Source organism: Mycobacterium sp. 1245852.3, from assembly GCF_001669335.1.
GTDB lineage: Bacteria > Actinomycetota > Actinomycetes > Mycobacteriales > Mycobacteriaceae > Mycobacterium > Mycobacterium europaeum_A.
Map to the genome: position 1 here is coordinate 1 of NZ_LZLL01000433.1, position 11,596 is coordinate 11,596.

8 protein-coding genes and 3 pseudogenes are annotated in these 11,596 nt (G+C 65.0%); 9 read left to right on the forward strand and 2 right to left on the reverse strand.

Features of this window, described 5'->3' with window-relative positions:
- From A9W96_RS32270 to A9W96_RS19190, 4 genes and pseudogenes are all read left to right on the forward strand, one after another.
- Positions 1 to 492 (forward strand): annotated as a pseudogene (locus A9W96_RS32270) (hypothetical protein); the annotation flags it as partial.
- 1 nt (position 493) lies between these two features.
- Positions 494 to 1,813: an AAA family ATPase gene (locus A9W96_RS19180; protein WP_067142114.1), complete on the forward strand. Its 1,320-nt coding sequence runs from the start codon at positions 494 to 496 to the stop codon at positions 1,811 to 1,813.
- Between the two features lie 175 nt (positions 1,814 to 1,988).
- Positions 1,989 to 2,231 carry a hypothetical protein gene (locus A9W96_RS19185; RefSeq protein ID WP_067142138.1) on the forward strand — a complete coding sequence of 81 codons (243 nt, stop codon included), beginning with the start codon at positions 1,989 to 1,991 and terminating at the stop codon, positions 2,229 to 2,231.
- A 165-nt stretch (positions 2,232 to 2,396) separates the two neighbouring features.
- A complete protein-coding gene (locus A9W96_RS19190) occupies positions 2,397 to 3,053 on the forward strand; it encodes a hypothetical protein (RefSeq protein WP_067142118.1) in 657 nt (218 codons plus the stop codon).
- A 739-nt stretch (positions 3,054 to 3,792) separates the two neighbouring features.
- Here A9W96_RS19190 and A9W96_RS33085 read toward each other — a convergent pair.
- Entirely contained in the window at positions 3,793 to 3,921 is a 129-nt protein-coding gene (locus A9W96_RS33085) for a hypothetical protein (RefSeq protein WP_255362979.1), read from the reverse strand.
- A 186-nt stretch (positions 3,922 to 4,107) separates the two neighbouring features.
- Here A9W96_RS33085 and A9W96_RS19195 point away from each other — a divergent pair, with 186 nt between their 5' ends.
- The 4 genes and pseudogenes from A9W96_RS19195 to A9W96_RS19215 form a co-directional block, all read left to right on the forward strand.
- On the forward strand, positions 4,108 to 6,444 hold the full coding sequence (locus tag A9W96_RS19195) for a tetratricopeptide repeat protein (RefSeq protein ID WP_156765321.1): 2,337 nt from the start codon (positions 4,108 to 4,110) through the stop codon (positions 6,442 to 6,444).
- Positions 6,445 to 6,996: 552 nt separating this feature from the next.
- A complete protein-coding gene (locus A9W96_RS19200) occupies positions 6,997 to 7,827 on the forward strand; it encodes a hypothetical protein (RefSeq protein ID WP_067142124.1) in 831 nt (276 codons plus the stop codon).
- A gap of 598 nt (positions 7,828 to 8,425) precedes the next feature.
- Positions 8,426 to 9,094 (forward strand): DUF3846 domain-containing protein, encoded by a 669-nt coding sequence (locus tag A9W96_RS32750; protein WP_231999742.1) that lies wholly within the window; start codon positions 8,426 to 8,428, stop codon positions 9,092 to 9,094.
- 708 nt (positions 9,095 to 9,802) lie between these two features.
- Positions 9,803 to 10,315: pseudogene (locus A9W96_RS19215) on the forward strand (M13-type metalloendopeptidase); the annotation flags it as partial.
- Here A9W96_RS19215 and A9W96_RS19220 read toward each other — a convergent pair.
- A pseudogene (locus A9W96_RS19220) lies at positions 10,299 to 10,991 on the reverse strand (molybdopterin dinucleotide binding domain-containing protein); the annotation flags it as partial. The pseudogenes A9W96_RS19215 and A9W96_RS19220 overlap by 17 nt on opposite strands.
- A gap of 4 nt (positions 10,992 to 10,995) precedes the next feature.
- Between A9W96_RS19220 and A9W96_RS19225 the strand changes: the two are divergent.
- On the forward strand, positions 10,996 to 11,596 hold a 601-nt coding region (locus tag A9W96_RS19225), incomplete at its 3' end, for a molybdopterin-dependent oxidoreductase (protein ID WP_369830852.1).

Here is an 11,596-nt window from a genome sequence, read left to right on the forward strand (position 1 = left end):
GCGTTGCTGGGCGATCCGCTATGGCGGGCGCGGGGAGTGCACAACGGGTTCGTCTGCCACGGCGAGACTGTCATCGGGGCGGGCCAGCACGCCGACCGCGTCACTGTGCGCGCTGATCGGCTCGACACCCGATTAAAGGCCGGGACCGCCGTGACCGGCTGGGCGGGGGAACCGATGACGGCGATGCCGGATGCGGACAACCGTTTCAGCGGTGAGGTTTTCGCCACCGCCGTGGGTGAGGACGGCGCGCTGGCGGTGAGCATCGGTGGACTTCGTAAGACGGGGTATCGGCCCGCTGCGGGGGAGATACTGACGGTGATCCCTGCGCCGCCCTCGGTGTCCACGATTCGGTCGCGGCGCACGGCGGTGGCGCGGCTGTACAAGCGGCGGTTCTCCTGGCTGTCACAGGGGGCCACTCCGACCGCCAGCCGCCGTCCTGTTCCGCTGGCGGTGATGATCGCCGCCGCCGACGACACCCAATCGGAGAACTGAGATGCGTACTCTGCCAGAGAGGTTCACCGCCACCGCCGCAGCCACCGCTGCCGCCGAGGCTGCTGCGCCACCGGCCACGGCGACCCCGGCGCTGCCGACTGCTGCGCCGATGACCGAGGACTGGCCAGGGCGTGACCTGTTGGACACACCGATGCTGGCGCGGGTGCTGCTGGCTGCATGGGGCGGCGATGCCGCGATCTGTGTTCCGGCTTGCCCTGGCGCGGGCAAGAGCCGCCTGGTGGCGTTGCTGGCCGGAGCCCTGGCTCACCGCGTGGGGTTGCGTGTCGCGGTGGCTGCGCAGACCCGCGAGCAAGCCGCCGAGCTGTCTCGGCGTATCGCCGCTGTCAGTGACCGCGCTTCCCTGATCGTGTCGGGGGCCGGTAAGAAGCCGGTGATGGTAGACGGCATCCGCACCGTCGCGGGCCGCAGCGTGCGATGGGAGCACTCGACCGGGGGGGAAATCCTGATCGGCACCGCCGCGCGGTGGCTCTACGTCGATCCCAACTTGGCCGGGGCTGATGTGCTGCTGGTCGATGAGGCTTGGCAGTGCACCTATGCCACCCTCGGAGCGCTGGGAAGTCTTGCACGCCAGGCGATATTAGTCGGCGATCCCGGCCAAGTAGCGCCCGTGGTGTCCGGCTCGATCGAGAAGTGGAAAGGGCAAGCTGCCGGGCCACATCAGCCCGCCCCGGCTGCGCTGCTGGCCGCACATGGTGAAGCCATCACCGTCTATGAGTTGACAAACTCCTGGCGACTTGGGCCGCAGACCTGCGCGCTGGTGTCGGAGCACTTCTACCCGCACATGCAGTTCACGTCGCGCCGTCCCGATGAGGCAGTAATCGCACCGGACGGCGCGGTTCTGCCCGAAATCATCAGTCGCCCAACGGAAGCGCTGAACGGTCCGACCGACCCGGCGCTGCTGACCGCATTGGCTGAGCGGGTGCGCGAACTGACCTGGTACGACTACCGGCGCGGCGGTGTGTGCGAGGCGTTGACCGCCCGCGACATTGCCGTAGTGGTGCCTCACGTCGCACAGGCCGGTGCGGTGCGGGCGCTGCTGGCCGACATGACCGATGTGCTGGTCGGCACCGTTAACGCGCTGCAAGGCCTAGAGAGGCCCGCCGTGGTGGCCTTGCACCCGATGGCGGGGTACCGCAGCGCTGAGTCGTTCGCCCTTGATGCGGGCCGCATGTGTGTGACCCTGAGCCGTCACCGGGCGCACCTGACCATCCTCACCGACCCGGCCACTGCTCCGGTGCTGGACGCCGCCGCCGACGATCCGCAGGCCGCTCACGCACGGGCGGTGCTGGCCGCGCTCTGACCGAGGGGGACCCCCACCACCCCCCACCCGGCGCAGGCGTGGGGTGGGGCTTCGGGTTCTATTGAGGCGGAACGGTTCTTCTTCTTCTTCTTCGGCGTGTCGGTGGGCGCCGGTAGTGTCACTGGTGTTGGGGCATGCCGTTGGGGCGGGCTCATTGCTTCGGAAGGCGAAGATCATGGCGGTTTATGGGGACGGGGAATGCTTGGATGGGCCGGAAGGCTGCGCGGGTGAGGTCTTCGCGCGCTCGACGCTCTCGGGGAGTGGGGATGCCTATTACCGGTGTGACCACCACTATGAGGCGTATGCCGCTCGGCTTCAGCCGGTGATGGACGACATCAACCGGCGATATCCGGCGATGGCGCCGGCTGATTGGGACCCGTATTACGCAGGCGAGACCTGGGACGAGGAAGGCTGGTAAAGCCAGCCGCCGCTGTTTCTGGACGCGTGGCGGGGTGGTGGTCGCTCCGAAATACATGGCGCGCGTGTTGATTTCGCAGCACGGGTGTCGGTGGTCGGAGGTAGAATCGCAGTTGTGGGGCTGGTCATTCGGACTGGCCCGCGGTTCCCAGGAAAGGGGAAAGCAGTGACTGCTGTCGTTGAGGGTTCGGTGGCCGTGGTGTCGCGGTCGGTGGCGGAGGCTTTGTCGGCCGGTGTCGAATCGGGTGCGGTGGTGTGTGCGCCGCTGGTCGACGGGCCGGTGCCGGGGTGGTTGGTGGTCGAGGAGACCGAGGTGGGTGACGCGGAGCGCCAGTGTGCGGTGGTGCGGCTCGACGGCTCTGCGGTGGTGGTGGCCGGTGCGGTGTCGGAGGTCCAGGTGGCTGGTGATCCGGTGCCCACGGAGGCAGAAATGCCGGCCTGGGCCTCAGCGCTTGCCGGTACGTTCTTAGCAGCTCGGCGGGCTCGAGAGGAGGCGCAGGTGGCGCGCTCGGCGCTTATCGAGCATCAGGCGCGGCTGGAGCGCATCGTCGACGCGGCGCATGAATACGCCAGCGACAATGACCTGTGCGAGCGATTTGATCGGTTCATGTTTTCTCAGGGGCTGCGGCCGCGCTCGCGGGAGTGGGTGTGCGAGGTGGATGCAACCATCCGTGTTCGCATCGCGGTGTCGTCACACAGCGCCGACGCGGCCGGGGGAGAGGTCACCGACCAGATGGTGTTAGACGCGATCGCGGCGCTGCGCGGCCCGCTGTTGGCGGACGCGATCCAGGATCACGACGCGGTCGACGTCGAAGAGGACTAGCGCCGGTCGAATTAGCGGTGGCCGGCTGCGGCGGTCGGCCACCGCCTTCCACCCGACCACCACCCCGGCACAGGGGTGGGGTGGTGGTCGAAACAGAGCAGCGCAACGGCCGGATCCGTTGTCGAGATGTAAGACAGGTTGACAATCGCGGCGCGTTGTTAAACAACAGGGTCAGCTAATTAGACGATACTAATCACCCTGTTCCTGGGCATGGGTTCGCTGTCCCACGACATGCGACGGCCCCCTCCGGCAATCCATGCTGGGGACAGGACGCAACGGGTAGGCCGGGAAATGGCGGGCGGCGCCTGTTCCGACGCTTCTTGGCTGCAAGCGACGACGCCTGTAGCCTCGCCCTGCGGGCGCCGAATCGAGGGCGACAGGGAGGGCGGCAAAGATGGCCAATCCGGCAGAGCAGGGCCGCTGAATGGGTGCCGCGCTGACGACAGCTGCTACATACACGCATCCGAATCGCCTTCCACTAACTGGCAATTAGACCAATAGCCTCGCCGTCCCACATCATCGAAACGATTCGGGCAGGTAGGCCTTCGTAGTTTGACGGCGAGCGCGATGAGCCGAACCACGAAACCGAGGTAAGCGGGCCCTCGGTACAGTCTTGGTGAAGCTCGACGTCGACGGCTGACTCGAAACGCTGTCTGTCAACGTGTCGAGTGTGAGTGCCCAGACAGAAGAATGTGGCGCCCCGGCTATGCCGGAGCGCCACAGGGTGGGTGTCGTGTTGTTAGTTGATTCCGAGTGCCCATGCGATCAGCGTGCGCACGGCGCCGGAGACGAGTCCCTGCAGCACGGTTTTGCAGATCCACGCGAGCCGCTTGTCGGGCGAATGAATGCGCTCTTGGTTGGGGTCCATGGCCTGTCCTTTCGGTCTTGTTGGCGGGAATTACGGCCGCGCTCATGACGATGTCGCGCCAGCCGCCTGATAGGGGGAATTGGGGACAACACGGAACGCGCCGGCTGGTTGTGCTGATAGGGCGGCCGACTAGCGGGGCGATGTTGTACGTTTTCGTACGTCGATCGAGTGCGATGGAGGGGCTCCTTGGTCGCAGACGCACGTACCTGGTTCATCAACGAACTCCTGCGCCTACATCGCTTTGCGGGAGAACCGCACCTTCGCGATCTCGCCAAGATGAATTCGAAGCTGAAGACCACGACAGTCAGCAACCTGCTCACCGGCAAGGGGGTCCGAACACCGGACTGGGACCTTGTCCAGGCCTTCGTCGAGGCTTGCCTGAAGTACTCCACTCAAGACGGCCGCCGAAGGTCGGTCGAAGTGTCGATGTTGAGCGACATCGAGATGTGGCGCTACCGACATGCCCAGTTGTCGGAATGGCTCGACTTCCAGGCGAAGGCATGGCCGACCTTGCCGGCGCGGGTGGGGATTCCCCCTGTCACCGCGAGCGCGTACGTGTTGCGCAGTGCGGACGCCGAACTTGATGCCGTCTGGGTTTCAGCGGAAGGGGGCGTCGTGGGCCGGCCGTCTGCGATTGTTCTGACTGGGACCAGTGGGCTAGGTAAGACACAGTTGGCGGCGGCGTTCGTGCACAGGTTGTGGGAGGCGAAGAAGGTTGACGTCGCTGTCTGGCTGACCGGTTCCAGCCGTGAATCGGTGGCGGCTGGGTATTCCGCTGCGGCGGAACGTGTTCTCGGACTGTCCGGCGTTAATGCTGACGAAGCAGCGAAGCGCTTTTTGGAGTGGCTGTCGCAGACTTCGAGTCGGTGGGTTGTGGTGATCGACGATGTTGTCGAGCCCAGTCGGATGGACGGCTTGTGGCCGTCGAAGTCCAAGACCGGGATGACGATTGCGACCTCACACCATCGCGGCGTCGCGATGGTCGGCGATAGCCGGCGGGCGGTTGAAGTCGGCCTGTTCGATGAGGATGTAGCGACTGATTACCTGCTGGAGACGTTGGCCCTACCAGCTGTACAAGGTTTGCACGCGCGGGCGTTGGCTGTTGAGCTTGGATGCTTGCCGCTCGCGTTGGCGCACGCGGTCGCGTTCATGCGAGATTTCGATCTGGGCTGTGAGGAATATTTGCACCGGGTCGCGGATCAGAAGACCAAGTTGGAGAGCCTGTTTCCTGAAGAGCCGCTATTGCCGGACGGATACAACCGTAGTGTGGCCGCGGCGTGGGCGTTTGCCGTCAATCAGGCTGATGTGCTGTACCCGCGGGCTGTTTCGACGCCATTGATGCAAATCGCATCAGTGTTGGATTCGAATGGGATTGTCGAGTCGATCTTCTACGCGTCGCCCGTAATCGATTACGTCGCAAGAAAAGTCGGTCGCACCGTCACGAATCAAGATATCCGTGATGGACTGCGAACCCTCAGGCGCGTAAGCCTGGTTGATCTGGACGAGGAGTCCGAGGTCGTGCGTGTTCATTCGCTCATACAGCGGTCGGTGATCGGCCTCACGGACACGCCGGTGTTTGTTGAGGCGGTCGGTGCGGCGGCAGATGCCGTGAGCCGGGCATGGAACGAACTGAGCAGCGATGAACGGCGGCGGCAGCTCCTATTGCCGAATATCCAAGCACTAGTGGCCAAGGCGAGTGACGAGCTGACGCGAAAAGCGTGCCATCCGTTGCTGTTTCAGTACATCAGCGCTGTTGGCGACAGCGGTTTGTACCTGCGGGCCGCAGAGCTGGCCCGTGGGCTACATGGCTGGGCTACAGGAAACCTACCTGAGACGCATGAGCATGTGTTGCGGCTGCGGCTCGAGTCGATGTTCTGGACAGGAATGGCCGGCCATCACCAGGACGCGGCAACATTCGCCGCCGAGCTGCTGAAAGATATGAACGGCCGTTTGGGGCCCAACCACGAACTCACGCTGCTATGCCGGATGTATTCGATCCGCTGGCGCATCGAAGAATCGGCTGAGGTCGCAGGCGTCGAAGCGTATCGCCAACTTGTTGAAGACATGGAGCGTGAACTTGGGCCGCACCACGAGTTCACCTACCGAGCGCGGAACAACATGGCGAACGTATATGGCCACGCACATGACTATGCCGAGGCTGTTGCGGCAACCGAGAAACTGCTGCACGATCGGCGAGAGCGCCTCGGACTTGATCACCCCGATACGTTGCTCAGCCGGTACAACCTGGCCAAATGGACGGGACTTGACGGTCAGAGAAGTGCTGCGATCGACGAACTCGCAGGCCTGGTCCCGCACTTGGCCTTGGTCAAGGGCACCCGGCATCCGTTGACGCTCTATGCGAGGGCCGCTCTGGCGAGAATGCAGGGAGCCGACGGGGATCGAGACACCGCGATCGGTGAGTTGCGCGAGGTAGCAGGGCTATTCGAGGAAATCTTCGGCGAACAATGCCCTCAATCGACGGATATCAATCGACAGATCGAGATTTGGGTCAGTTCATCATGATCGTGCCGGAGACGTGTTATCGGCACCGGTCAGTAGGGGTACGGCAGATTTCAGCAGTCATCTGATCGGCCGCAGCGCGTCCCATGATTCTGTGCACTGGCTCATCTGCTCTAGATGCGGCACCGACGTCTAATCCCGGTGTCTCGCGTCCTTGTTCACATTCCGTGCCTCAAAGTGGCGTCGCAGTAACCTGAAGTGTCTTTTGACTCGACGCCGCAGCTCGACAAAGGCGAGCCATCAAACCCGCCCGTGGTACCTGGCTGCCGGGGTAACCGATCGCACACGGGTCTGGGCCGTATTCGATGATCGCTGACCAGTGCTTATGCAAACTACTTTGACAAGTCTGCGCGGCAGGCGCGAATTCTGTCAAAGTGCCCGGGCGTGTCTTGTCAATCTGTCTTGCATCTCGACATCCGTGGTGGTGGTGGTGTGAGTGTTCGCTGATAAGGGGGTTATTGCTTGTTTGTTCGGCGTTGTCGGTGGGGCGCGGTAGTGTTGTTGGTGTAGGGCAAGCCAGCTGGGCGGGCCCCGAAATCCCGGAAGGGGAGTGCCATGACTGCAGCAACGATCGATCGGGTTCCGGCGGCGGCCGTCGACCAGGATGGCGACATCGACTGGCGCGCGCTGCTCGAACAAGCGATGACGATGCCGGGCCGGCTGGGCGACACCTACTGCCGCTTCTACCAATATTCGTTGGCCAACCAGCTGCTGTTGTGGTCGCAGGGCGTCACCGAGCCGTGCGCGCCATTCAAGGTATGGAAGGCGCTGGGCCGTATCCCGGTCAAGGGCGGCGCCCGATTCGTGCGGCATCCGCGCCCGGTCTACGAAAAGGACGCCGAGACCGGTGACCGGGTCGTCAAGTTCACGCGGTTCGTGTTGCGGCGCAGCACATTCCCCTACTCGAACACGGTGGGTCCAGACATCGAATGGCCCGAGTTGCCCGCATGGGACACACAGCGTGCGCTGGCCGCTCTGAACATCCGGCAGGTGGCTTACGCGATGATCGACGGCAACTGCCAGGGGTACAGCTTCGAGCGGACGGTCGCGATCAATCCCGTGGCGAAGTTCCCGCTCAAGACCATGTTCCACGAGTTGGGGCATGTGATGCTCGGGCACACCACCGGCGGCGACGAGGGCGTGAGCCCCTGCAGCCGGGGGGTCGGCGAATTTCAGGCTGAATCGGTGGCCTACCTGTTGGCTCACGAACTCGAGCTGAATGCGTGGGCGCCGGAGGAGTCACGCGCGTACATCCAGCATTGGCTGGGTGACGAGCAGGTCACGGACAACCACATCCGTGCGGTGTTCACAGCGGTAGACAGGATCCTGAGAGCCGGCCGGACGCTGGCCGAGGTCCAGGACGACGAGGAGGCGATCGCCTCCTAACTGGGCCGCGCATCGCGCGCGCCGGGGAACCCCAACATTCCCGCTCCGGCAGCTGTGCGCCCGGCTCCGGTGCCCGCTGGCTACCTCCCCCTGTCGCCGGCGGGTACCGCTCATTTTGGGGAGGCCTAGCGTCCCACCGCCCGGGCACCCATCGCCCCAACCGGCACGGGTGTGGGGTGGGGGGGTGTTGCCGCGGTGGCGATATGGGCTGCTGCTGCTGCTGTCGAGATGCAGGGAAAATTGACAACCCGTGCGCATTGTTTAACAACGGGGGTCTGTGAGCCGCCGGAGCGCGGAACGTGAACGCCACGAACGAAACTCGCCATGCAACGAAGATTGACAACGGCTTGAGACGCGCCGATGGTCTGTGAAGGTTGCCCGGCGAGTCTTGTCAATCTTCGCTGCATCCCGACAGCTGCTGCTGCTGTTGCTGCTGCTGCGTCGTTGGGCGGCGGTGTGCTCGATGGTTGCTGTCGTCGGTGCTCGTGCTCGTTTGGGTGCTCGGTGGGGCGCGGTCTTGTCGGTGGGGCGCGGTAACGTTCGTCGTGTTGGCCAAGCCGTTGGGGCAGGGCCATGTTTCCCGGGAAAGGGGAGTGTTGTGACTGCTGGCGATGCACGGGTGGTGCTGAAGGTGGGCCTTGATCGGACGGTGACGCGGGTGCCGTTCATCGTGGATGAGCGCGAAGGTGCGGGGGCGCTCTTTCGCGAGCAAATCGGATGCGCGTTGTATGACGTGATTTCGCTTGATGATCGGCTCGATATGTGGGTCGACGATGAGGCGATCGTTGGGGTGGACATGGACGACAGCGAGGCGTTGGCTGGCGTACTCAACGTCGTGGCAACCATGATTGCGATCCGCTACGGGCGATGGCAACCGGTGTTCGGCACGGCAGTGATCGCCCGTTTGGCGGGCGAGCGTGCCGCTGCGCTCGACGAGGACCAGCTAGCCAGACTGGAGGATTTGGCCGAGTTGTCGTCGGCTGTGTTCGCCGGTACGGGCGGTTCACAGGTGGGCGAGGAGCCTAGTGTGGCAGTGTATTTGAAGATCAAGGTGGAGAACACCTACAGCGACGGCCACGAGTCCGAACAGGTCGAGAAGGTCCAAGTGGAGCCCTTCGAAGACCTCGAGCATCTGTGGGAGCAGCTGCGGGAGTACACGGGCGACGGCCATGGCATTGGCCGAGATGTGGATGCCCTGTACACCGTGACCGTGCTGGAAGCCCCTGAGCGTCCCGAGCTTGTGGGGCTGAGCAATGAGTGGGGCTGAGATGAGTGCACCGACCCCACCGGCAGCTATGGTCGCCGCTGTGGCGGCGCTGCGGGCCTCGTTCGACGACATCCACGTCATGCATGAGTGCGACCAAAGTTGCCGTGCTAACTGCGATCTGAGCGATTACAGCGAATCTGCCTATCGCTCCCACGATGAGCACAACTTCGATGTGCGCGAGGCGATCCATGACCGGGCGGCAGCCCTCGTCGAGGTGCTCGAGGAATGGCTGGAGTCGCCCCGCAGGGAAAGCCAGGGCGCAGACGTCGCCGAATCACCACGCGCGGAGGCATTGGTCGCTCCGCTGGTGGTATCACGCGACCCTATCGTGTATCAGCAGTGGTGGGATCGCGAGGCGAACCGCGCCGAGATCGCCGATACGTTGGCACGGCTGGCCGGCGAGTGCGAAGCGGAGTACACGCTGCACGAGCTGATGCTGCAGGTCTTCCAAAGCGAACCGTCCGGGGCGAGCTGGCTACAGGTGCAAGGGCTAGCAGCGGGTGCTCACATGCGTTGGCTGACCTTGGACATAGATCCGGCTTACGACGGCCAGGGAGTGCTCGACGGGATCGATGTCGTTTTCAACCTGCACGTCGAAATGGCCAATATCGGCCGGCGGTGGCTCGCTGTGTCGGTATATGTCGCCCGCCCTCACGGCGTGTTAGCGCCGCAAGCCTCAGAGGCGGGGCTGGTGGCCCTGGGCGAGGTGATCGACACGAGATCGGGCACGGCTTCGACGACCAGGGCGCGAAGTACGACGGCGACGGCAACCTGGTGGACTGGTGGACCGACGACGACCGCACCGAGTTCGGCGCCCGCACCAAGGCGCTGATCGAGCAGTACGAGGCCTACACGCCCCGCGGGCTCGACGCCGGCCACCGCGTGAACGGCGCCTTCACCGTCGGCGAGAACATCGGCGACCTGGGCGGGTTGTCCATCGCGCTGCTGGCCTACCAGCTGTCCCTGCACGGCCAGCCCGCGCCCGTCATCGAGGGGTTGTCCGGCGTGCAGCGCGTGTTCTACGGCTGGGCCCAGGTGTGGCGCACGAAATCCCGTGAGGCAGAAGCGATTCGCCGACTGGCGGTGGATCCGCACTCGCCGCCGGAGTTCCGGTGCAACGGCGTCGTCCGCAACATCGACGCCTTCTACGACGCCTTCGGCGTGGCCGAGGGTGACGCGTTGTACCTGACGCCGCAGCGCCGGGTCAGGATCTGGAACTAGCCACGGCCAGAACCGGCTCGATCCTGGCGGGCACGTGCTTGTGCCACGGGGTGCCGGCGTACGGGTCGCGCCATTCGGTGGAGGTGAGCGCGTTCGGGGCCACGCCCGGGACGACGGTTTGGCCGTCCGCGTCCCGGTAGTCCAGCCCGAAACCGTTGGGCAGGGCGGCGTGCCCGGTCAGCATGGTCTCGGTGATCTCGACGGTCGCCTCGGCGCTGCCGGCCGCGGTGCTGATGCGCGCCCGGTCCCCGTCGGCCAGGTTGAGGGCCTGCGCGTCTTCCACGCTGACGCGCAGCGCCCCGTCGGCGTCGCGTTTGCGCCACGACGGGTCGCGGAAGATGTCGTTCGCGGTGTAGGCGCGCCGCTCCCCCACCGACAGCACGATCGGGAACTCCGGCGTGGTCAGCTCCGCGGGCGCCGCGGCCAATGCCCTTAGCTCGTCCAGCATTTCGGGGATCTCCAGGGAGATCTTGTGGTCGGCGTGGCTGATCAAAGCGAAGTCGTCCTCGTAGGTGTGCCGGGTGAACGTGACCCCGGACGGGTTGTCGAGGATGGCATCGAACAGCGCGTTGCCGTCGGCGTGGCCGGCGCGCCGGACGGCGTCGGGATAGGTCATCGCGGTCTTCTGCGCGAGCCCCCACAGGGCGGCCGCGCCCGACATTCCCTCGGGCAGCGTCGCGGTGTTCGAGGATCTCGGCGTCCAGCAGGCGCCCAACAGCACCCTGTGCTCCTACCTGAACAAGCTGTTGTGGATCCTGACCGGCAACTTCGCGAAGCAGGGTGGCCAGCACCTGCATTCGTCGCTCGCCCCGCTGTTCAGCAAGGTCTCCGGCCGCACGCCGGTCACCGGCGCCCCGATCATCGCCGGGCTGGTGCCGAGCAACGTCGTCCCGGAGGAGATCCTCACCGACCACCCGGACCGCTTCCGGGCCATGATCGTCGAGAGCGCCAATCCCGCCCACTCGCTGGCCAATTCGGCCGCGTGCCGCGAGGCATTCCAGGCCCTCGAGCTGATGGTGGTCGTCGACGTCGCGATGACCGAGACCGCCAGGCTCGCCCACTACGTGCTGCCCGCGGCCTCCCAGTTCGAGAAGCCCGAAGCCACCTTCTTCAATTTCGAGTTCCCGGGCAATACCTTCCAGCTGCGCCGGCCGCTGCTGTCGCCGCTCCCGGGAACCCTGCCCGAACCCGAGATCTGGGCGCGGCTGGTGCGCGCGCTCGGCGTGATCGACGACGCCGACCTGCGCCCGCTGCGTGAGGCCGCGCAGCGCGGCCGCCAGG

Excerpts from the sequence above, each read along its gene's own strand:
- A9W96_RS33085 (WP_255362979.1), bottom strand. The coding sequence starts at position 3,921 with ATGGACCCCAACCAAGAGCGCATTCATTCGCCCGACAAGCGGCTCGCG.
- A9W96_RS19180 (WP_067142114.1), top strand. The coding sequence starts at position 494 with ATGCGTACTCTGCCAGAGAGGTTCACCGCCACCGCCGCAGCCACCGCT.
- A9W96_RS19185 (WP_067142138.1), top strand. The coding sequence starts at position 1,989 with ATGGCGGTTTATGGGGACGGGGAATGCTTGGATGGGCCGGAAGGCTGC.
- A9W96_RS19200 (WP_067142124.1), top strand. The coding sequence starts at position 6,997 with ATGACTGCAGCAACGATCGATCGGGTTCCGGCGGCGGCCGTCGACCAG.